At 35.2% G+C, this 22,818-nt stretch carries 21 protein-coding genes; 11 read left to right on the forward strand and 10 right to left on the reverse strand.

From position 1 onward, the window contains the following. Positions 1-9: 9 nt before the first annotated feature. The 6 genes from BT999_RS02095 (at position 10) to BT999_RS02115 (ending at position 7,326) form a co-directional block, all read left to right on the forward strand. Positions 10-879: a hypothetical protein gene (locus BT999_RS02095; protein WP_072695979.1), complete on the forward strand. Its 870-nt coding sequence runs from the start codon at positions 10-12 to the stop codon at positions 877-879. Next, the gene (locus BT999_RS02100) at positions 872-2,125 is read left to right on the forward strand and encodes a restriction endonuclease subunit S (protein WP_072695981.1); all 1,254 of its coding nucleotides are present in this window, start codon (positions 872-874) and stop codon (positions 2,123-2,125) included. The genes BT999_RS02095 and BT999_RS02100 overlap by 8 nt, the downstream gene beginning before the upstream one ends. Then, the gene (locus tag BT999_RS02105; protein WP_072695983.1) at positions 2,125-5,247 is read left to right on the forward strand and encodes a type I restriction endonuclease subunit R; all 3,123 of its coding nucleotides are present in this window, start codon (positions 2,125-2,127) and stop codon (positions 5,245-5,247) included. Before BT999_RS02100 ends, BT999_RS02105 begins: the two co-directional genes overlap by 1 nt. 504 nt (positions 5,248-5,751) lie before the next feature. Further along, complete coding sequence (locus BT999_RS02110) at positions 5,752-6,282, forward strand: YcxB family protein (RefSeq protein WP_072695985.1); 531 nt, start codon at positions 5,752-5,754, stop codon at positions 6,280-6,282. A 19-nt stretch (positions 6,283-6,301) separates the two neighbouring features. After that, positions 6,302-6,463 carry a hypothetical protein gene (locus BT999_RS12475; RefSeq protein ID WP_178139296.1) on the forward strand — a complete coding sequence of 54 codons (162 nt, stop codon included), beginning with the start codon at positions 6,302-6,304 and terminating at the stop codon, positions 6,461-6,463. 26 nt (positions 6,464-6,489) lie between these two features. After that, positions 6,490-7,326, forward strand: coding sequence for a PoNe immunity protein domain-containing protein (locus tag BT999_RS02115; protein WP_072695987.1), 837 nt, complete (start codon positions 6,490-6,492; stop codon positions 7,324-7,326). 505 nt (positions 7,327-7,831) lie between these two features. On the opposite strand, the gene BT999_RS12600 is transcribed toward BT999_RS02115, so the two are convergent. From BT999_RS12600 to BT999_RS02130, 3 genes are read right to left on the reverse strand one after another with little or no spacing between them, the layout of a single operon-like run. Further along, entirely contained in the window at positions 7,832-8,455 is a 624-nt protein-coding gene (locus tag BT999_RS12600; RefSeq protein ID WP_072695989.1) for a DUF5989 family protein, read from the reverse strand. Further along, complete coding sequence (locus BT999_RS02125; RefSeq protein ID WP_072695991.1) at positions 8,448-10,283, reverse strand: carbamoyltransferase family protein; 1,836 nt, start codon at positions 10,281-10,283, stop codon at positions 8,448-8,450. Before BT999_RS02125 ends, BT999_RS12600 begins: the two co-directional genes overlap by 8 nt. Then, positions 10,280-12,079 carry an SGNH/GDSL hydrolase family protein gene (locus BT999_RS02130; protein WP_072695993.1) on the reverse strand — a complete coding sequence of 600 codons (1,800 nt, stop codon included), beginning with the start codon at positions 12,077-12,079 and terminating at the stop codon, positions 10,280-10,282. Before BT999_RS02130 ends, BT999_RS02125 begins: the two co-directional genes overlap by 4 nt. 298 nt (positions 12,080-12,377) lie before the next feature. Here BT999_RS02130 and BT999_RS02135 point away from each other — a divergent pair, with 298 nt between their 5' ends. Then, positions 12,378-12,641, forward strand: a complete 264-nt coding sequence (locus BT999_RS02135; protein ID WP_072695995.1) for a hypothetical protein — start codon at positions 12,378-12,380, stop codon at positions 12,639-12,641. 130 nt (positions 12,642-12,771) lie between these two features. On the opposite strand, the gene BT999_RS02140 is transcribed toward BT999_RS02135, so the two are convergent. Then, on the reverse strand, positions 12,772-13,749 hold the full coding sequence (locus BT999_RS02140; protein ID WP_072695997.1) for a M48 family metallopeptidase: 978 nt from the start codon (positions 13,747-13,749) through the stop codon (positions 12,772-12,774). A 94-nt stretch (positions 13,750-13,843) separates the two neighbouring features. On the opposite strand from BT999_RS02140, the gene BT999_RS02145 reads away from it, so the two are divergent. Further along, positions 13,844-14,083: a hypothetical protein gene (locus tag BT999_RS02145; protein ID WP_072695999.1), complete on the forward strand. Its 240-nt coding sequence runs from the start codon at positions 13,844-13,846 to the stop codon at positions 14,081-14,083. Positions 14,084-14,120: 37 nt separating this feature from the next. Here BT999_RS02145 and rfaE2 read toward each other — a convergent pair whose 3' ends face one another. The 5 genes from rfaE2 to rimI all read right to left on the reverse strand — a co-directional run bounded on the left by rfaE2 (position 14,121) and on the right by rimI (position 17,691). Further along, the gene (gene rfaE2 / locus BT999_RS02150; RefSeq protein WP_072696001.1) at positions 14,121-14,636 is read right to left on the reverse strand and encodes a D-glycero-beta-D-manno-heptose 1-phosphate adenylyltransferase; all 516 of its coding nucleotides are present in this window, start codon (positions 14,634-14,636) and stop codon (positions 14,121-14,123) included. Between the two features lie 5 nt (positions 14,637-14,641). Further along, complete coding sequence (gene trpS / locus BT999_RS02155) at positions 14,642-15,667, reverse strand: tryptophan--tRNA ligase (protein ID WP_072696003.1); 1,026 nt, start codon at positions 15,665-15,667, stop codon at positions 14,642-14,644. A gap of 365 nt (positions 15,668-16,032) precedes the next feature. Next, positions 16,033-16,344 carry a preprotein translocase subunit SecG gene (gene secG, locus BT999_RS02160; protein ID WP_072696006.1) on the reverse strand — a complete coding sequence of 104 codons (312 nt, stop codon included), beginning with the start codon at positions 16,342-16,344 and terminating at the stop codon, positions 16,033-16,035. Positions 16,345-16,392: 48 nt separating this feature from the next. Then, on the reverse strand, positions 16,393-17,157 hold the full coding sequence (tpiA, locus tag BT999_RS02165) for a triose-phosphate isomerase (protein WP_072696008.1): 765 nt from the start codon (positions 17,155-17,157) through the stop codon (positions 16,393-16,395). Positions 17,158-17,217: 60 nt separating this feature from the next. Next, positions 17,218-17,691, reverse strand: a complete 474-nt coding sequence (gene rimI, locus BT999_RS02170; RefSeq protein ID WP_072696010.1) for a ribosomal protein S18-alanine N-acetyltransferase — start codon at positions 17,689-17,691, stop codon at positions 17,218-17,220. 37 nt (positions 17,692-17,728) lie between these two features. Here rimI and BT999_RS02175 point away from each other — a divergent pair, with 37 nt between their 5' ends. Then, positions 17,729-18,316: an NUDIX hydrolase gene (locus tag BT999_RS02175; RefSeq protein ID WP_084650544.1), complete on the forward strand. Its 588-nt coding sequence runs from the start codon at positions 17,729-17,731 to the stop codon at positions 18,314-18,316. Here BT999_RS02175 and BT999_RS02180 read toward each other — a convergent pair. Beyond that, positions 18,311-19,375 (reverse strand): glycosyltransferase family 9 protein, encoded by a 1,065-nt coding sequence (locus BT999_RS02180; RefSeq protein WP_072696012.1) that lies wholly within the window; start codon positions 19,373-19,375, stop codon positions 18,311-18,313. The genes BT999_RS02175 and BT999_RS02180 overlap by 6 nt on opposite strands. Positions 19,376-19,562: 187 nt before the next feature. Here BT999_RS02180 and BT999_RS02185 point away from each other — a divergent pair, with 187 nt between their 5' ends. Next, a complete protein-coding gene (locus BT999_RS02185; RefSeq protein ID WP_178139297.1) occupies positions 19,563-20,723 on the forward strand; it encodes a PAS domain-containing protein in 1,161 nt (386 codons plus the stop codon). Positions 20,724-21,058: 335 nt separating this feature from the next. After that, positions 21,059-22,738, forward strand: coding sequence for a SulP family inorganic anion transporter (locus BT999_RS02190; protein ID WP_218587505.1), 1,680 nt, complete (start codon positions 21,059-21,061; stop codon positions 22,736-22,738). Positions 22,739-22,818 lie beyond the last annotated feature (80 nt).

Genomic DNA, 22,818 nt, shown 5'->3' on the forward strand with positions numbered 1-22,818 from the left:
GTGGGAAATATGAGGTTAAGCAGCGTGTTATCAAGTCATAATAACAATGAGTCTATAGAAGTTGAATCTTTTGTAGATAAAGATAAATATGTTGAAAACGCTGAAGATGCTTCAGATGGTATAATTGTTGTATCTTCTGGTGATTTTATTGAATTAGATATTGGAACAATAGTGCTACCTTTCTTTTCAACTACCTGTAATGATAATATTCAATTTGTATCACACACAAAATTACACTGCTTAGTTGTAAATAATAAAATGATCAGTATTGATTGTGTATTGAAATGTGTAGATTCCCAGAGATGCAGTAATTGCCAGTCGTTAATTCAAGCGTGGTTTTTAGTAGAAGCTGATGATATTTTTGCACACACACCAAAGGTACACATATTAAAGCATAATTTCAGGTTACCTGATCATATAAAGCTACCCATAGAAACTAAAGATCAATTTTCAGAATTACTAGGAAAAGCTGAAATTGCCTATAAAGAAAGACTTGGAGCAGGCTCAATTATATATTTACGTTCGGCTTTTGAAAAAATAACACACATTGTGGGTGATGATGCTGGAGTAGCAATATACAAACCCAATGGCAAAACAAAACCTTTTGATCAGGTATTAACGTTGGTTGATGAACGATGCTCTATTATACCTGAACAATATTCAGCAAATCGTTATGAAATTTTTTCTCAACTTAGTGAAATTGCCCATGGTAATTCTGATGAAAAATCTGCACTTGATAAATACTATGCACTTAGGCGTTTGGTTATGGGTATTATAGATAATGTAGAAAAAAACAAAGAAAAGATAAAAAATAATCATGAAATACAGCAGGCACTTAGGGCAATAGGTATAGGTAATGGAGACGAAGCAAATGAGTAAATTAGAAGAGCTGATAAATGAGCTTTGTCCTAACGGGGTGGTATTTTACTCACTTTGGGAAGTGACAATTTGGGATAAAAAATTTAATGCAGTTGAAAGAATTAAACAACCTAAAATTATTAGTTATCCTTATTTACTTGCCGCAGAACTTTTTGCAATTGAAAAAGAAGAAGGAAATGTATTTCTTCTGTCAACAGGAGAACAAACTGGTTGGACAACAGAAGCGTTAGCCAAAAATTATTTGTGTGTTGGAGAAGTAATAACAATCCCGTGGGGGAAATCTCGACCAGTTAGAGATGTCATGAAATATTATAAAGGTAAATTCGTAACTGCTGATAATCGCATTGCTACATCTTCTGATACAAAGATAATGTTAAATAAATATTTGTATTATTGGATGATAAGCCAAGGTGAATTGATAGACTCATTTTACCGTGGATCAGGAATAAAACATCCTAGTATGAAAGATGTGTTAGATTTGTTAATCCCTGTCCCGCCACTTCCTGTTCAACAAGAGATTGTGCGTATTTTAGATAATTTTACAGAGCTTACAGCAGAGCTTACAGCAGAGCTTACAGCAGAGCTTACAGCCAGAAAAAAGCAATATGAATATTATCGAGATGCCTTATTGACGTTTGGCGATGAGGTGGAATGGAAAACGCTGGGAGAAATTGCCGTTGATATATATCGTGGTTCAGGAATAACAAGGGATCAGATTATTACCAACGGGACACCATGCGTTAGATATGGAGAAATATATACCAAATATGATATTTGGTTTGATCAATGTGTATCATATATAAATGAAGATGACGTTAAAAGTAAGAAATATTTTGAATATGGGGATATTTTATTTGCAATTACAGGTGAAAGCATCGAGGATATAGCTAAATCTTGTGCATATATTGGTAAAAAAAAATGCTTAGCTGGGGGCGATATAGTTGTTTTAAAACATAAACAAAATCCAAAATATCTTTCGTATGCATTATCAACATTAAATGCGTTACATCAAAAACGTAAAGGGAAAGTTAAGAGCAAAGTAGTACATTCCAGTGTACCTGCTATAAAAGCAATAAAAATCCCTGTCCCGCCACTAGCCGAACAACAACGCATAGTCGATATTCTAGACCGCTTCGATAGCCTTTGTAACGATATAACAACGGGTTTACCTGCCGAAATTACAGCACGCAAAAAACAATATGAATATTATAGAGATAAACTCTTAACCTTTAAGGAGGCAAAATAATGACTTTTTTTGATATAATTGCGGATACAAATAAAAGCACTGTTTTTGCCGAATATATTCCCGAACAAAGAAAAAGCACCGACTACCAAAGCGAAGCGGCTCTTGAAGACGATTTTATAAAACGCCTTACTGATCAAGGCTATGAATATATTAAAATCAAAAATAAAGATGAGCTGATAAATAATTTACGCCGTCAACTTGAAAAGCTAAATGAGTTTTCTTTTTTAGATAAAGAGTGGGAAGAGTTTTATACTAAAAATTTAGCCAGCAATAACGAAAGCATTTTAGAAAAAACTCGCAAAATACAAGATGATAGCGTTCAGATACTTACCCTTGAAAACGGTATGACAAAAAACATCAAACTCATTGATAAAAAAGATATTCATAATAATAAGTTACAGGTGCTTAATCAATATGAAGAAAACGAAGGCACTCGCCAAACAAGATATGATGTTACTATTTTAATAAACGGTTTTCCGCTAGTACATATTGAGTTAAAACGCCGTGGTGTGGCTATTCGTGAGGCATTTAACCAAATAAAACGCTACCAAAGAGATAGCTTTTGGGCGGGGTGTGGGCTTTTTGAATATGTTCAAATCTTTGTTATTTCTAACGGAACACATACAAAATATTATTCCAATACTACCAGAAATCAACATGTTAAAGATATTAACAACATAAACCCACAAAAAAAGGCAAAAACAAGTAACAGCTTTGAATTTACCAGCTATTGGGCAGACGGAAAAAACAAAATAATTCCAGATATTGTAGATTTTACCAAAACTTTTTTTGCTAAACACGTTTTGCTTAATATAATTACTCGCTATTCTGTGTTTACCTCAGAAAACTTATTACTGGTAATGCGACCTTATCAAATTATCGGCACCGAACGCATTTTAAACAGAATTGAACTGGCAACAAACTATAATAAAACAGGCACAATAGAAGCTGGCGGTTATATTTGGCATACTACTGGTTCGGGTAAAACCTTAACCAGCTTTAAAACAGCACAATTAGCGAAAGCTCTTCCTTATATCGATAAAGTCTTGTTTGTTGTTGATAGAAAAGACCTTGATTATCAAACAATGAAAGAATATGACCGCTTTGAAAAAGGGGCGGCGAACAGTAATACCTCTACAAAATTATTAAAAAAACAGTTAGGCGACAATAACGCAAAGATAATCATTACAACAATTCAAAAATTAGATAAGTTTGTCAGTAGAAATAAAGAACATAATATTTATCAACAACCTATTGTGATTATCTTTGATGAGTGCCATCGCTCGCAGTTTGGCGATATGCACATTAATATAGAAAAAAAATTTAAAAATTATTATATCTTTGGGTTTACAGGTACGCCAATTTTTACGGGTAATTCAGGAAATAATAAATACCCTTACCTCAAAACAACAGCACAAGCTTTTGGAGATAAATTACATACTTATACAATTGTTGACGCTATTCACGATAACAATGTTTTACCTTTTCGCATTGATTATATTAATACCATTAAAGCAACTGAACACATAAAAGACAAAAAAGTAAAAGCCATTGATACAGAAAATGCCCTACTTGACCCAAAACGTATAGAAGAAGTTACAAAATATATTTTAGAACATTTTGACCAAAAAACTTATCGCAATCAAAGTCGCTCCGCTTATGATCATAGAATCATTAAAAATGTAAAAAATATGGCGGCATCAAAAAATAATACAGTAGAAGAACAAAAAGAAAGTAAAAAAGTAAACGGTTTTAATTCTATTTTTGCCGTGGCATCAATAAAAATGGCTATGGCGTATTATAATGAATTTAAAAAACAACTGGAACAAAGCGGTAAAAAACTTAACTTCGCAACAATCTTTAGCTACAGTCCCAACGAAGAAGACCCTAACGAAAATTCTTGCGAAACCTTTATTGATGAAGATTTTGATAACAGTAAGCTTGATAAAACTTCAAGAGACTTTCTTGACTCGGCAATAAAAGATTATAACGCCATGTTTAAAGTCAATTATGATACTTCTGTTGATAAATTTCCTAACTATTATAAAGATGTTTCGTTACGCATGAAAAACCGTGAAATCGACATACTAATTGTTGTTAATATGTTTTTAACTGGTTTTGACGCTACAACTTTAAATACTTTATGGGTAGATAAAAATTTAAGGGAACATGGGCTTATTCAAAGCTTTTCACGTACAAATCGTATCTTAAATTCAGTAAAAACATTTGGGAATATCGTTTGTTTTAGAGATTTAGAATACGCAACAAACAAGGCTCTTTCTCGTTTTGGAGATTCAGAAGCTGGAAATAAAGAAGCTGTTAAAGTTGCTTTACTTAAAACTTATAAAGAATATCTTAATGGTTACGATGAAGATGGTAAACATATACAAGGTTATAAAGAGCTTATAAACAAACTTGAAACCTTTTATCCTGTTGGAACCGATATTGTAGGAGAAGACGCAGAAAAAGATTTTATAAAACTCTTTGGTTCAATTTTAAGGCTTAAAAATATTCTCGTTTCTTTTGATGAATTTTCAGAAGAAGAAATAATCCCCAAACGAGACTTTCAAGATTATCAAAGCAAATATATTGATTTGTATCAAGCCTATTCAAAAAAAGATGATGCTGAAAAAGAAAAGATTAACGATGATATTATTTTTGAAATTGAACTTATTAAGCAAGTAGAGGTAAATATTGATTATATTTTAATGCTTGTAATAAAATATCATGAGTCTAATTGTAAAGATAAAACAATTCTTGTTACTATTGATAAAACGATAAGTGCTAATATTGAACTTCGTAGCAAAAAAGACTTGATAGAAAACTTTATTTCTCAAATTAACGCAAATACTGACGTTGATAACGATTGGCGTAAGTTTGTTACAGAACATAAAGAAAAAGAACTAAATACAATAATTCAAGAAGAAAATTTAAAAGCTGAGGAAGCTAAAAAGTTCATTGATAATGCCTTTAGAGACGGTAGCATAAAAACCACTGGTACAGATATAGATAAAATACTGCCCCCAGTTTCAAGATTTTCTGGTGGTGATAGAACAAACAAAAAACAAACTGTAATCGCAAAGTTGCTAACGTTTTTTGAAAAATATTTTGGCTTGGGCTAAGATGAGCAGGGGGACTGGTACCGTTTAACGATATTTTACATAAAGAACATACCAAAAAACATACTTTGTATCTTTATGTGGATATTTTTATGTTTTTGAGAGTAGTCCAAAATGCAGTATTCACAATACAATACAGGGTTGGTGTGTGTAATAAAAGTTGACTGAACCACCTGCTAAGGGAGTATACGGTGTTGAGCTGTATCAAGAGTTCAAATCTCTTCCTCTCCGCCAGTTTTTAAATAAAAACGCTAAGTTACGTAATAGTAGCTTAGCGTTTTTTTGTGGGGGGTTTGTGATTAAGAAGTACTGGATAAAATTATAGCATGAAAGAGTAGAGCACAAATGGAGATAGCCATCGAAAAAAGAAAATTCATTTTTTATGTAAAATACTTGAAAACTAGATACTATGATTATATAGTAGCATGAGAAAAATTTACTTATCTGCTTTTTGGTAGATTTTAAACAAGCGTTGTGGAATATATATAATATTTAGGAAGGTAGTGCATGACTATTCATTACAAAGTATCGGAGCAAGATTATATTAATTTCAACATTGATCATTATAACAATATGAAGTCACAAAAAAACAAGAGGTTTGTTTATGGGGTAATTCTCCTAATGTTCTTTTTTTTGTTTCTTCCCTTTCTTAATGACAATAGCTTATCGCTAGTAGAAATAATTTCTTCTGTATTCTTCTTGATTGCATGGTTCATTTTTTTTCCAAAAATAATAAATGTTTTCATTCGTAAATCTGTGAGAGAATATATCAAAAATGGAAAAGCCAATGACTTTATTGGCAATCAAACGATATTACTTGCAGATGACTATATTGAGACTTTAAACGCAACTACTCAATCTCGAATACAATATGCTGCTGTTGAACGAATATGTACAGGTAATCAGCTTTTTTATATTTATGTAGGTTCTGTAAAGGCATTAATAATTCCTTTTTCAGCGTTTGAGAATGAAGAGATAAAAAACTCTTTTTTCGAAATCATACACCAAAAGACAGGTTTAAATGTTTTAGCCAAATGATGCTGATGGTAAATTTTTTGTGGCTCTTGATAACCTTGATGATTCGAGCTTCCGCGACATGAACTATTATCCGCGAGATCTTATAGACTATAGCCGTAAACACGGTTGGATAGAAGAATTCAAAAAGGCTGTAACGGAAACAGACCTAAGGGTAGAAAATTATAACCCAACAACTTCTTAAACTCCCTAGCCTTAAAGGTTGCATTAATGAACGAACAGGAATTTGAAGAAAGAAAGCGTGATATATTTATTATAGAAGCAGCTTATGATGAGTACTTAAAAGTGCAACATCAACTCTTCAGCTACCCCGACTATGCCGAAGACCGTAATGTCATTATTGCCACAAGAGGATCAAAGGAAAAAGCAAGGTCGTTTAGCTTTAGTAGGGCACGGCAAATGATTGAGTTCGCGTGGGTCATGTACTCCTGTGGGCTCCCCATAGAAGAAATTCATAGTAAAGTTATCTACGCCTTTGATGACCTGGAGCGGCACTTAGCTGTTTACCCAGATGACACCTTTAAGCTCTGGGAACCAGATGCCTATTATTTTTGCATGCTGCTCATAAGCTGGACAGTGCTTTTTAACATGCCGGAACGGCTTCCCCTTATTGCCAGCTTTATTAGCCAGGATGAAGAAGATGGGCTAGACCCCTTTATTGCTGTACTGTTCCATAGCCTTGGAATACGCAACTTTTCCGGAGCCAATGCCCCGCTACAACACCCCAAGCCCTATGTCATTTTGTATGAATCGCTGCGTGAAGACCGTGCAGGGCAGGCAAAAGCCATGGGTAAGTACCTGAAAGCCTGGTACAAGGGGAAAAGCATTAAAAATTGTTATTGGCATGGGCGGCACGAAGGTCGTGTGCCAGAAAATCACCTTGGCTATTGGGCCTTTGAAAAGGGCATGCTTACGGTGCTGAATAACCTTGATGATTCGAGCTTCCGCGACATGAACTATTATCCGCGAGATCTTATAGACTATAGTCGTAAACACGGTTGGATAGAAGAATTCAAAAAGGCTGTAACGGAATGGAAAACAACCTAAGGTTAGAAGATAGATCTTGATTTTTTCGGCAGAGAAGAGTGTAGCCATAGCGTGTAAGAGTAATGGCTTTTTTTATGTAAAATTGACAGATATAAGCCAATAACTGTAATGGATATGCTCGGTTCAAGCATTGTCGCAAACATTTATTTATCAGACCCATACAAATTATTGCGTAAAATTTTCAGGGAAAATCATTGCTCAGATATCTAGACCAAAAATATTTTACAGTTTTTTAATCAAAAAGAATCTTAACGCTTGTTACCGGCGTATTTATTGTCTTTTAAAGTTGAATTTAAAACGCAAAACAAAAAACGTTTGCCAACAAAAGAAAAGCTAATATTAACAATTAGTTTGATATAATGTCGTTGATACGTTTGCTGTTGGTTATAAGTATTCTCTTTTCATAAAATAAAGTTATCTTCTTGTTTATTGAGCCAAGTAGAGTCTTTTGTTTTAAGAGGTAGAGTACTTTTTTATGTAACTTAAAGAGATTTTATCCGTTTTTTTAAAACAGCGTATAAATAAAAGGTGCAATAACCGAAGTTTGTAAAAAGAATAGTAATAACCCTAAGGAAATCAATATCAACAAGACAGGAATAAAGATTATTTTTCCTGTTTTTACAAAGAAAGTTAACACAGAAAAAAATCCTGTTTTTCTTATTTTGACTTGTCCGTGGGTCTTCATTAAGTTTTCTATGTCTTGCGGCAATGTTTTTTTGACCCAACCATTCATTTTGCTTGGTGTTTCATTCCATTCATAAATAGGATCTTTACCTTTGAAGCGTTGGATCAACAAGCCTACCGGAGTAATAAGCAAGTAATAAATTATTGCAAGCAAAACAGTCATGATCTTGTTGCCGACCATATTGCCAACAGCTCTAAGACCATGTTCAACAGGCTTTAGTGCAGATGGAATAATAAAAGTGCATAAAATAAACAATACACCGATACATGCCACTATAGCCCATAAAATATCTAAACTTTCAAGACTCAAAAAATATTTAAAAGTTCCCCAAATAAGGAATAAAAAACCAAATCCGTATCCCATGACGATTTGTTGAGTTAACTCTTGTGAATTTTTACGCCATTGTCTGCGTATCAAAAAATTTTCATTTTGTTTTTTAATCAAGGTCAAATCTCCTGAGCCATTTGTTGCGTTCTTCATCGTTAAGAGGGGTGCCTTTTTGTTCCTTTCTATAAAGGAGCCTATTTCCTATAACTAAATAGTCTATGTCTGTTGCCATAAAACATCTATAAGCATCTTCGGCAGTATTTACAATTGGTTCTCCGCGAACGTTAAAAGAGGTGTTAATAATTACGCTACAACCTGTAATCTTTTTAAATTCAGAAATTACTCCATGAACAAAAGGGTTGCGTTGCTTATCAATGGTTTGCACTCTTGCAGAATAGTCTACGTGGGTAACGGCCGGAATTGTACTACGCGGAACATTTAATAAATCTATTCCCCAAAGCTTTTGTTGTTCAGGTGTAAGAGGAATTCTATGTTCTTCTTTGACGGGATAAGCAAAAAGCATATAAGGACTTTCTTCGGGAATTTCAAAGTATGATGTAGCGTCTTCTGCTAAAACCATGGGAGCAAAAGGGCGAAAACTTTCTCTGAATTTAATTTTTAAATTCATATGCGATTGCATTTTGGAAGAGCGTGCATCTCCTAATATAGAACGAGCTCCTAACGCCCTTGGTCCCCATTCCATACGTCCCCTGGCAAGACCAACCACATTTTCTGAGGCTATCAATTCTGCAATTTTTTTGTGTAACTCATTGTCAGGTAATACGATCCAGCTTGCACCAAGTTTTTTTAATATTTCATCATCTTCTGTTGACGTTGGTGGAATATCAGATCCAAGGAACGAACCTTTCATGCTATCTGGTTTTTGAATATTTCTAGGTTGTTGCAAAACCGAATGCCAATACCATAAAGCTGCACCCAAGCTACTGCCTGCATCACCAGCGGCCGGTTGTATCCAGAGAGAGTCAAAAATTTGCTTGCTTGATAAAATTCCGGAAGAAACAACATTTAAAGCAACTCCGCCGGCAAGAACAAGGTTTTTTGCTTGAGTTTCTTCTTTAACATGTAAAGCCATTTTTGTAACAATAATATTTAAAACAGCTTGGATACTGGCGGCTATGTCCATTTCTCGTTGAGTCAGTGGAGATTCCGGTATACGGGGCGGCCCTTCAAAAAGTTCGGCAAAGTTAGCGTTAGTCATTGTTAACCCGCCAATATAATCAAAATATCGTTGATTTAATTGAATTGAGCCATCTTGTTCAAGGTGAATAATTTCCTTTAAAATAATATCCACAAAACGAGGTTTTCCATAGGGAGCAAGCCCCATTAGTTTGTATTCTCCGCTATTAATCTTAAAACCTGTAAAATAAGTAAAAGCAGAATATAGTAAGCCGACTGAATTAGGAAAACGCATTTCTTTTAACAAGTTAAATTTATTACCACTGCCGTAACCATAAGTTGTTGTAGACCATTCTCCGACTCCATCAATCGTAATGATTGCCGCATCTTCAAATGGTGAGGGATAAAAGGCTGCTGCGGCATGCGAAAGGTGGTGGTCGCAACAGTGTACAGCCCCTTTACGGTCGAGTTCTCGGTTAATTATTTGATCTGTCCAAAGTTTATTGGTTAACCACGCAGGAAACGCCTGTAAATAACTCTTGATGCTTTTTGGTGCAGACAAGTGGTAGATACTTGTAAGACGTTCAAAGTGGGTTAGCGGGTGTTCATAAAATACTACATGGTCTATTTCGTGCTCTGTGATACCGGCGGTTTGCAAACAATAATTGACAGCATGAGCAGGGAAAGAAGAGTCCCCTTTAATTCTGGTAAACCGTTCTTCTTGTGCGGCTGCTACAATCTCGCCGTTTTTTAAAATTGCAGCGGCAGAGTCGTGATAATATGCTGAAAGTCCAAGAATATATGTCATTGTGTTACCGCCTGATCGGAGAAAGTAATCTTTAAGGAAATCGGGTTTTCTTTTTTAAGAGAATAAGAATATTTTTTCCCGTTGTTCCGAGGGTCTGAAAAATCACTGCTGGAAAAATAGAGATTTTTTTGCCAATGTGCATATCTGGCATTTTTAGTTTTAATATCTTCAATTTTTGAGTGGGCAAACACAAGAGGGGTATCATTTTCATACATGACTAAAGTGGAACGCTCCGGGTGTTCCGGGCTATCGGCAATATTTTCAAGTTCTTCTAGTGAAGCAACAAAGACACCACCCGAATCTCTTTTTATTGAAGATGTCGGAATAATTGTTGTTGGCGGAGTTGTTAGTCCGTCAATTTTTATGCGTAGCGATGTAATGCGTAACTCTTGAATATCAGATGAGAAAATTATTTTAGCCTCTTTACCTTGTGCTGAACCGGCAAATATATATTCTGCTAATTCAAAATCTTTTTCTTTATCAAGAGCAGTAACCCAAACAGAATACTTTAAATCTCTTGAGTCATTGAATTGCAATTCTTTAATCAACCTCGGACGCTCAAAACTAAGAACGGCGTGAGGTTCTTTTATTGGCATGTACAATAAGGCATCCGGAGGCGCAATTCCTTGAAAAGTCCATTCGTCTTTAGCTGTTTGTTTAACATCAAGAGCAGGGGGTAACCAATCGTTAATTTTAGGGGTGATTGGTGTTTGAGTGATAGTTCTGTTTCCTAAAACATCAGGATAGTCTTTTTCTAAAATATCAACAACTTGCTTCGCAAAAAAACGGGTAACTCGTGGACCTGGGTGTCCGTTTGCCGGATTGGCAAGTACATTTTCTTTTGGAGAAATCTCTTTTATCATTGTTGGCAATAAATTATAAAACGGAATACCGGCTTTAGGAATATCTTCTTTAATTTGAGCATATCTAGGGGCAACATATGTTGCATTTGGACTGGTTGGAGTCGAAACAAAAAAAGCCGGAACATTATAGTTTTTAAGTTCTTTTGACAGCTCTAAAATGAGCTTTTTATATTCTTCATAGTTTTTGCCTTGTAAAAGCATGAGTTCCCATTGTTCATAAGGATAACCGGTTAAGTCGTTATATTTACCTGTGGTTTCAAGTTTTTTTTCATATCTTTCAATAACGGCTTCTCTTATGTTGGGAAAGAGTCTTGCCAAAAGAGACCTGCTTGGTCTTTTGTTTGTGCTATATTGTTTAACGTAACCCATATCAGGGTCATTGGTTACATAGCCAAAAATAATAGCATCAGGTTTATATTTTTCAAAAATACTAAGACCGCTTTCTTTATCTTTTTCTTTAAGCCAAGCCAACTGATCTTTGGTGGAAGCACCATTAACTCCGATAGCGATAACGTCGATGTTGTTATAACCACGCTTTTCTAATTCCCAATTTAGTTGACGCCACCAGACAGTGTTAATATTAACTAGACCATCACCCCAAATATAAGAGTCTCCAACAACAAGAATACGTTTTCTTTCATTGGATACTTCAGGAGGGGCAAAACCTAAACCTTTCATTATTGGGTTTGTTTTGTTATTTAATATTTTTATATAGTTTTGTTTGTTTATTTTGCTATTTTCCAGCACCCATTCCGGAGTAGATATTTGTTGTGTTTTTGCCATCATTCCAAGTTCTAATTCCAAAAAGAAAGCAATTGCAACTAAACAGATAAATACAATACATAACCCTATTATAGAACGTAGCGGAAATACGGGAACAGATTTTTTTTTGGAAAGCCAAAAAAACGCTCTAATATAACCTTTTTTGATCATGTATGTAATACTCCTTAAATGAGGTAAATAATAGCAAATAAAAAAGACATATATTTGATTTGTTGAAAAGTGTAAAGGCTACCCAATCGTTTCTTTATCTTTTTTGAGATCAATGAGGAAGCAAATATATCAAAAAACACAAATAACTTGCAACAATTTTATAAATACGCTTAAAGTGAGCTTAACGAAAAAATGAGACATGAGCTAAATAAAAATCTGTTAACTGTAAATTTTTGTAAGTTGATGGTGTGTGCGTTCATGCAATAACGAATATGATATAACAATAGGTGTAAATAATATGACAAATCAAGCTAATGCAAATGCATCTGTTCCATCCAATAAGAAAAAGTGGGGGACGTTTTTGAATGCAGTTGTTTGTTTTATCATGTTCGTTGTTGTCGTTGGTATGATCATGGGGTCTTTTGTTGTTAACAGTGCGTCTGAAGTTACTGTAATATTGGGTATAGGCTTTGTATTAGCTCTTGTTGGTTTATTGGCTATTGCCGGCGTTTTTGTTTTTGGAATTTGGCTTATTAGACTTATATTTTGTTCAAAAAAATAATCATATGTTATGTTTATAAAAAAGGACTCTCGATTTCTCGAAAGTCCTTTTTAATTTTTCCTACTCCTCGGTGGCGAGCATAGCCAGTTCGCAAGGATAATAAGAATCGGTAGTTTTTTACAACCTATTTTTATTCTTTTTCACTTTTGCCGGAAAGTTTGCCAAAGCCTTTGCTAAATCCGGAAACGAGTCCTTTTGCAGCATCTTTGGCTTTATCCGCTGTGCTTGTAGTATTTGCCGTTTCGTCAGAAGCTGATGGCAATTCTTTGCGTGGTGCTTTACGTTCAAGAATATTAGTATATTCACCGCTATCATTAAATTTAACTAATTCATGCACTCGAGATACAGACCATGGATGAGAGCGTCCATTGCTTAAAATAATTTTTTGTACTAGACCAAGCCCTTGTGAGCTTACGCTTTCAAAATTTCTGCTTTGTTCAATAAATTCTTCAAGGTTTAATTCATTTACATAGCGTTGGCTTGAACCGGCTAGTTTCATAAGAGCCGTGCATGATGCAGTAAAGTTTTGACAGGCTAAATAGCCGCCTCGGTCGCAAGAATATTCGGCTGCTCTGTACCATTCAAAATAAGCATAATTAAGTGCGTAAATCGCAGGTTGAGAGAAGGTGCTCAACCCCGGAACGGTTGAAAGCACGGCACTCAATAAATTTTCTCCTAAAATAGTTCCCAAAGCCTGATAAACAATATGTTGAGACTTGATGTGTGAAAGCTCGTGTCCGATAACAAAACGAATTTCGTCATCTGTCAAAATATCAAGAAGATAGCTATAGATACAAACAATTGGTTTATCCGGGCATGCTGTATAAGCGTTAAGCTGAGGAGCAGAGCTTAAATAAAAAAGTGGCTCTTCAACTTCAAGAGTTTCACAAGCTTCTTTCATTAGCTTGTAAAGAGAAGGCATTTGCCTTTCTGAAACTTTAAGATTACTGCCAAACAGTTCTAATCTGGTTATGCTGTTTTGCGGAACTGTACATAGTTCCAAGACTTTCGGGAATAACGGTATTTTTCTTAAGGCTTCTAAACCGATGCGATCAAGAGGGTGTTCGTATTCTGATGAATGTAAGTCTTTAATCTTAACTGATGTCATATTTTGTTCTTTCCTTTTGGGTTTGGAATATTTTTTTTATTGATGTTTTTATATAAAAAGTTATTATAAATTAACTTTTTAATGAGGAGGCTTGATGTTTTTTGCTCTTGTGATTGTTCCGCTGTTGATTATAGGCTTTGTTATGTTTTTTTCTTATGCTATTGTTAAAGCTGTGTTGATTAATTTAGTCGATGATGAAGAGAAAAGAAAGGCTATTTTATTTACTGTAAAGTGGGTAATGGTTATAATTGTTTTTTTAGTTATTTTTATATTTCCCGAGAGTGTTATTGACCATATTTCCAAGCTGTTATACGGCACTATCAATTGGAGATAACGAGCTGTTTTTACTTTTGTTATTTTTGCAAATTGTTTTATTGTTTGAGCGAAGGGGAAACGCCACAACGAATCTTTTCAATTAAAGCTGTTGTGGAATAACCTTTGATTAATTCCAAGCTTAAAACTTGTCCACCTTTTTTTTCTACAAGCTCTTTGCCAACGATTTTATCAGGGGACCAATCTCCCCCTTTAATCAATATATCTGGCTGAATTATTTCAATTAGTTTAAGCGGTGTGTCTTCGGTAAACTCAGTAACAAAAGAAATACTTTCAAGGTGTGCTAAAACAAAAGCACGCACTTCAAAGCTATTTAAAGGACGATCAGGTCCTTTATTTTGTCTGCGTACCGAATCGTCGCTATTTAAGCCCAAGATCAAAACATCACCATATTTTTTGGCACGTTCGAGCAAGTCCACATGACCCGGGTGAATAATATCAAAACAGCCGTTTGTAAAAACAATACGCTTATTGGTTTTACGCAAGGTCTCAAGAGTATCCGACAATTGGCTACGACTTAATATTTTGGGGTGGGTGAGCTTTTGATTCGACATATTTTTTAGTTCATGCCAACAAGTTTACGCACTTGTTCCATTGTTTTTTGAGCTTCTATACGGGCTTTTTGGTTCCCCGCCTCAATAATTTCATATAAAACTTTATCGTTGAGTTTTGCACGGCGTTCTTGCATTGGTTCTAAGAAAGCACCAAGATTTTTTAACAAGATTTTTTTACAATCCACACAGCCAAGAGCAGCACTCGTACAGCCCTGACGTATTTCTGTTTGTTCTTGTTGTGATGATAAAAGTTCATGATAGGGAAAGAGATTGCAAGTATCAGGGTCGCCCACATCGGTTCTGCGAATACGCTTACTGTCTGTGAGCATTCCTTTTATTTTTGGTTCAACGTCACTGAGGCTTTCGCTTAACATAATTGAGTTTCCGTAACTTTTCGACATTTTTCGACCGTCAAGCCCGGGGCATTTTGCCGCTTTTGTTAAAAGAGCTTCAGGTTCGAGAAAAAATTCCCCGTAAAAGTTATTAAAGCGTCGGCAAATTTCGCGTGAAAGCTCGAGATGGGGCAATTGGTCTTGCCCTACGGGAACAAGCTTGGAGCGAAACATTATAATATCAGCAGTCATAAGAACGGGATAGCCTAAAAAACCATAGGTTGCGAGGTCTTTTCCGGTGATTTGTTGTTGTTGTTCTTTATAAGTTGGGCAACGTTCTACCCAACTGACAGGCGTAGACATGGATAAGAGCAGGTGTAATTCGGCAATTTCTTTAATATCAGATTGGCGGTAAATAACAGATTTTTCAGGGTCAAGACCTGACGCTATCCAATCTTTTACAAGTTCCGGAACAAAGGTTTTGATTCTTTTTGGATTTTCATATTCACTGGTTAAAGCGTGCCAATCAGCGACAAAGAAATAACACTTATATTTTTCTTGCATTTCAACCCAGTTTTTTAAAACGCCAAAGTAATGCCCGAGGTGTAAGGCTCCTGTTGGACGCATGCCTGAAACTATTTTGGTTTCAAGTTTTTTTAAGCTTGTTAGTTCATTGTTTGTGTTATTATCTTTATTCATACTACACCTCTTTGGTTTTTTATAGCTTTTGAGATTATTGCACAATAGTCTCAAAAGTGGTTTTCGCTAGAAAGACACTCCAAAAACCACGAATAAGGAAAATTTAATTTTCTGTAAATGAGTGGTTTTTGTGCTTTAAGGCGTTTGATGCTATGTGCATATAGAGCCTCAAACGATGATAAAAGCACGCAAAACAGAGTTTTGCAATGGTCTTTTTTGTTCATTAAAGTCTAATAATTTTAGCGTGTTTTTATGTAAAAAGCAAACTTTTTAGAGCGTGCGATATGTTTTTTGCTTTGCTTGTTATACAAACAAAAAATCCGGCAATTAAACCGGATTGTTTGCACTCTTTACAATAAAAGTTTTTAGTTAGACGGGGTTGTCTGGTTGGTTTGAACAGGTTTATTAACCTCTTCAATCGGAATAACCGTATCTAAAATAGATTTATTTTTTGGCTTAGAAATAATAATGTTATATGCCAATGAGGTACAAAGAAAAATTAAGGCCGTAAACGCTGTTAATTTCACTAAAATTCCGCCTGCACCGCTACTACCAAAAACAGAACCTGAGCCTCCGCCAAAAATAACGCCCATGCCTTCTTTTCCAGATTGTAACAATACTAAGATTACCAATAAGATACATACAATAATATGTAGTGTCAAAACAAGAGTTTGCACTGAAAACCTCCATTTAAGTCGACTGATGTATAAAAATTAAATATTTTATTATGCCAAGACAATTTTAGCAAAACTTTCTGACTGTAGAGAAGCGCCACCTACCAGAACTCCGTCAACATTGTCAAGCTTTATTATTTGAGTTGCGTTGTCCGGTTTGACGCTTCCGCCGTATAAGATTCTGATTTGTTTACCTTTTTCTTTAAATAATTTTATTAACACGGAACGCACAAGGTTGTGTGCTTCTGTAATTTCTTCTACGCCTGCGACTTTTCCTGTTCCTATTGCCCAAACAGGTTCGTAGGCAACCGCAAAGTCGTCGGGGTTAAAGTCTTCGGAAAGGTCTTTAACGCCTTCTTTTATTTGTTGTTCTAATATACTGTTTAGCTTTCCCGCTTCACGTTCGGCTAAGGTTTCGCCGATACAAAGGCAAGTCTTCAAGCCCGCATTCATGGCGAAAGCGGTTTTCTGACCGACAAAAGCGTTGTTTTCGCCGATAATTGCTCTACGTTCCGAGTGTCCGGTTAAAACCCAAGTTGCCCCGGCGTCGATGAGCATACCGGGTGATATTTCACCAGTATACGCTCCTTCGCTAGCAGGATAAAGGTCTTGTCCGCCGACGGAAAAGCCTTTAACGGGTTGTCCGTTTTTCTTAAAACTTTCGGCGGTTGTTTCAATAGCGGTAAAGGGAGCAAAAATGACAAGTTCTCGGTCTTCCGGCATGGTGCCTATTTTTGCAAACAGTTCTGAGGCTGTTTTTTGAGCTTCTTGCCTGTTTTTATACATTTTCCAGTTGGCAGCCATTAAATATTTCATTGTTTACCCCTTAGCGTTTGCTACGTTTTTGCGTTAACTAGTTGTTTTTATTTTTGAAGTTTAAGAATTAAGATCGAGAGCTAAAATTAAAGCATCTTCATTGGTATTGGAATAATATCTTGGTCGCAAGCCAACTTGCTGAAATCCTATACTTTTATATAGATTGATAGCCGAAATGTTGCCTTTTCTTACTTCCAGAACGGCTCTTATTATGCCCATTTTGTTTGCTGTTTGCAACATAATATTTAATAATTGTTTTCCTAAGCCTTGTCTGCGATATTCCGGCTTAACAGCCAAATTTAAAATTTCAATTTCGTTGTCTCCGAACTCTGTTAAAGGGTGATAAAGAGCGATATAGCCTAAAAGTTCATCATTTTGTTTTGCTCCAAACATAGAAAAAAAACTATCATTTAAAGAAGAATTTATTTGTTCTTCGCTCCACGGAGTCGGAAAACACAGTGTTTCTAAAGCACAAACTTGAGAAATATCTTTTTTTTCCAACTTAATATATTGAATAGTATTTGAATTAAGCATATATTTTTTTATTAGTATAAAAAACGAGGTGATATTGTTGCCAGTCGATAATAATATAAAATCATTGGATTATTATATCAGAATGATCCAAGACGATGTGCTTGAACAAGATGTCGAATTAATAGAAGTTTTGGATAATAGCGGTAAAACGTTAATGATAATGCCAAGGTCTGAACTTGTAAAGCAAGAACTTTTTTTTAAAGCCGTGCTTATTTTGTTTATTAACAAAAACAAAAAAATATATATTCATAAAAGAGCGAAACACAAAAAACCGTATGCAGGTATGTGGACTTGTTCGGCAACAGGTTTTGTAAAAGCCGGAGAAAGCTTTGAAGAGGCGGCTTTTAGAGAACTTTTTGAAGAAATTGCAATTAGCGGAGTCAGGCTTAACCTTATTGCCAAGCACAAAGCAGAAAAAAACACGGGGAACGCCGCCTTGGCGTTATATATTTCAGAACCAAGCAATTTTATTCCTTGTTTTAATACAGATGAAGCAGAAGACGGTATGTTTGTTGACTTGGAAGAACTCAACAGTTTGATTGTAAACTTTCCCGAATTGCTAACACCCGCGCTAAAGTGGGCTTATCTTTGTTTAAACAATAAAGAACTTGATTTAAAATTATAATGAATTTTTGTTTAAGATCTTTAAGATATTTTCAAAAACTCTTTCCGGAGTAATTTTAAACATGCAGTTTTCTTCTTTGGGCAATTTACATGGTTTTTTTCCGTGTAACGAACAGGGACGACAAGCTAAATCAGTTTCTAAAACAAGTCCTTCACTTTCATCTGGGTAAAAACCCCATTCTTTTACCGTGGGACCAAATAGTCCGATAAGTGGTGTTTTTACTGCTCTGGCTAAGTGCATTGGACCTGAGTCAGGTGTAATAAACAGGGTACAAGCTTTTAATAAAGCGGCGCTTTCTCTTAAATCGAGTAAGTTTGTTAAATCGTTGGTTGTATTAAAAAACTTATCTTTGTTGCGTCCTATACAGACCCAAGGAATTTTTGCCGCGTCTAAAAGTTGCACAAGTTTTTCCCAATGTTCTTTATGCCAAGCTTTCGGCTGATAAGAGGCGTAGGGGTGTATTGCGACTACTTTAATATTTTTTTCGCTTACTGAATCTATTTTAAATGTTTTTTCGATTGTTTCAGCTAAAAGTTTTTTTCCTCTGGCTGTTTCTTGGTCGGTTAAAAATAGTTGAGGCAAGAGCTTATTGTTTTCCGGTGTGTTATTTGTTAACGCCAGAGCATAACGTTGAGGAATTGTGTACTTGTTTAATAAACTTTTAACCTGAATATCATTTTTGTTTTTTAAAAACGTTTTACGTTCTTTTGAAAATTTAGCATAATTTTGTATTTTGTTTTTCCAAAATATTTTCAATAAAAAAGTACGCAAATTACAATGTAAATCAATTAAAATATATTGTTTATATTGAGACGCCAGTGTATAAAAAGTTTTTATCAGTTGAATAAAATTAAGTTGCGTTGTATTTAGCTCAATAATATTTTCTATCGCCGGGTGATTTTTTAAAAGGCAGGCAAAGCCGCTTTTGGTTATAACGGTAAATTTTGTTTGGTTTTGTTTATTCCAATAATCTAAAACGCCGCTGATTAAAATTATGTCTCCGATAGAGCTTAGACGAATTACGATATTTTTTTTATTGGTGATTTTATTTTTGTTCATATTTTATTTTTATTTAAGTTTTATTGAAAATATATTACATTAGTGTTAGTTATAAGCAAAACATTTTTTATATAATAAAATAAGGATATATATGTACCTTTGGGTTTTATCAAATTGGGTTTTATTGCTTGTTTGCATATTATTGGTACTTTTGGTTGTAGTTTACTTTCAAATGAGAATCAAAAAAATGCGACAAGCTTTAGAAACGTCTAATTCTGAAATTGCTCAATTATCTCATATTGTTGCTCAAGGTGAAGTAGAGTGGCAAGCTCTTTTTAGCACTATTCAAGAAGGTATAGCAATACAATATGATGGTTATATTCTTAACGTAAATAATCATTTAGCTTATATGGTTGGTGTTGAAAAAAGTGAGCTTGTTGGCTCTGAACTTTCTCGCCTGTTGTTTCGTGATGATCGTGATATTTTTGCTCATTCAGTCGCTTCATTGCGTTCAGGCTTGGAAACGCCTAAAATACAAGTCAGGTTTCGTACTGTTTCCGGTGATTTACGTTCGGTTGTTGTAGATATCCAGCGTTTTACTTACCTTGAAAAACAGTGTGAAATTGTCTTTTTTCTAGAATCTCCGCACCATGAAGTTCCTTATAATCAACCTGTTTCCAAAGAGCAACATTTTATTGCACTGGTTGAAGAGCTTGACGATATGTTTGCTGTTTTTGATATGCACGGAGTCTTGCAATGGGGCAACGCCGCTTGGCGTTCTTTTTGGGGAACTAACGGTGGAGTTGAATTAGGATCTTATGCCTTGTTTCAAGACCCAAACTATAACAGCACTGAGTTAAAAAACTGTCTTGAACGTATTTCAAGCGGGTTAAGTTCACGTTTAAATAGCGTTGCCATGACAGGTTCAAAAGGCTATTCTCGCATATTAAACATGCGTTTTTCCCCTGTGTTTGAAGCGGGAACAAACTCGTCCGTCCAATGTGGTTTTGCTGTGATTCAAGCTGATGTTACCGAGTTTGAGAGTTTGAAATCTGACCTTAAAGGTGCAGATGAAGATTTAAAAAAATTCAGTTTAAAAATGCGTGATTTTATAGACAAACAAAATGATGTTTTTAATTCTATGAGTAGTGTTTTTATTTTAGTCAGCACTCAGGGAATTATTACTCATTGGAACAGAGCGGCGGAAATTAAATTTGATATTTTGCGTTCTCACGCTTTGGGGCAATCAGTTAGTATTTTGTCAAACTTTTTTAATGATATAACTAATGCCGTAAACTCTGTGGCTAAAGACGGAACTAGAATTCAGCTTTGTGCTACTAGCGGAGAGTGTTTATTGCTTTCTCCTTGCGTTGATCGTAAAACGGTCATTCTTGAAATATTTACATGATATATTCATTGAAAGTGAATATTAATTTTATATTTTGCTATTGCTAATTACAGTTATTTCGAACCTATTGCACAGTAGTCTCGAAGTGGCTTCCTTTAGGAAGACACTCCAAAAACACGAATAAAGACACTAAAGTGGCTTCGCTTGTCGGTGAACCTTAAAGCTCTTGCGGGGCTTCGGGGTATCCACGAAACAATGGGAAAATTTAATTTTCCTGTAAAATGAGTGGCTTTGTGCTTTAATTCGTTTTATGCTATGTGTATACTGAACATAAAACGATGATAAAAGAACGCAAAACGGAGTTTTGCAATGGTCTTATTTCAGGAGAACAGTAAGTGAATTTTCAAATAAAAAATGTTTTTAGACCACGTATTTTTGATTCTTTAAGCGATTATAATTTATCTGTTTTTCAAAAAGACGTTATGGCGGGTATAACCGTCGGAGTTGTTGCCCTTCCTTTGGCAATGGCGTTTGCGATTGCTTCCGGCGTTAAACCCGAAGCCGGCATTATCACCGCCATTGTCGCAGGTTTTTTAACTTCTTTATTGGGTGGAACAAAAGTTGCGATAGGCGGACCAACAGGGGCTTTTGTTGTAATTATTCTTGGAATAGTTCAGCTTTATGGAGTTGATAATTTACTAATTTGCACCATGATGGCGGGAGTAATACTTTTTTTGCTTGGTGTTTTTAGAATGGGCTGGTTTGCCAATTATTTCCCCCAACCTTTAATTAGTGGTTTTACTTCGGGTATTGCCATAACAATTTTATCGACTCAACTTAAAGATATTTTTGGATTGCCGCCGGGGCAGGCTCAAGCAGGTTTTATCGCTTCTATTAATAATATTTTTCATAATGTCAATTTTATTAATTACACTGCTTTAATCTTAACAATAGGTTGTTGTTTGGCTATTGTTTTTTGGCCTAAACGCTTGTCTAAATTTGCCCCGGGACCTATAGCCGTATTAATTTTAGGAACGGCGTTGGCATATTTTTTAAATCTTCCCGTTGAGACAATAGGTTCTCGCTTTGCAGGGGGTATTCCCAGTGTTTTACCGGCTTTTAAAGTGCCTGCCTTTGATTTTGATACTTTTCAGTTTTTACTTGGTCCTGCGGTAACTATTGCCTTACTTGGCGGTATTGAATCGGTTTTATGTGCTGTTGTGGCTGATGGAATGATCGATGACAAACATGACTCTAATCAAGAATTAATGGCTCAAGGAATAGCCAATATGGTGTCTCCTTTATTTGGCGGAATTCCTTCGACGGGAGCGATAGTTAGAACAGCAACAAATATTCGTAACGGTGGGCGTACCCCTATTGCCGGAATTGTGCATGCATTGACATTACTGGTTATAATGCTTGTAATTGCTCCTTTAGCTTCTTATGTTCCTTTGGCGGTATTATCTGCAATTTTGGTTGTTGTTGCTATCAATATGGGGCAGTGGAGAGATTTTAAGCAACTTCATATTTATCCTAAAAGCGACGCTGTTGTCTTGTTAATCACTTTTTTATTAACGGTGTTTTTTGACCTTACTGTTGCTGTTGAAGTCGGAATTTTAACAGCCTGTGCTTTGTTTATTAAGCGTATGGCATCTCAGGCAAGTATTCAGGTCAAATATATCGATATGATTGAACCTAATACGTCTGTTTCCGATGTAAGCAGAGCAGGGACAGAACTCTTTTATTCTGATGTGGTTGAGTTTAAAATGTCTGGTGAGTTTTTTTTCGGAGCAACTCAAAAATTACAAACTCTCTTTGCCCATCTTCAAACAGCACCAAAAGTGATGATTATCAATATGAAATATGTAAGGTCGTTGGACGCATCATCTTTATTGGTGTTTCAACAGCTTATTGTTAAGGCTTATGCAAAAAATATAAAAATAATTATTTCCGGGTTAGAAAGACAACCCAAAAAGGCTATGATCAAATCAGGTTTAGCAAAAGAAATCGGTGAAGAATATTTTGTTGCAAACTTTACGGAAGCCTTTAAACTGGCAAAAAGTTTTTTGAATTAAGTTGATATAAGCAAGTTGTTATAACTTGCAAGAGCTTTTAAATAATAAGTAAATGTTTCTAAAAATGCTAATCAATAAGG

This window comes from Desulfovibrio litoralis DSM 11393 (assembly GCF_900143255.1).
Classification (GTDB): Bacteria; Desulfobacterota; Desulfovibrionia; order Desulfovibrionales; family Desulfovibrionaceae; genus Frigididesulfovibrio_A; species Frigididesulfovibrio_A litoralis.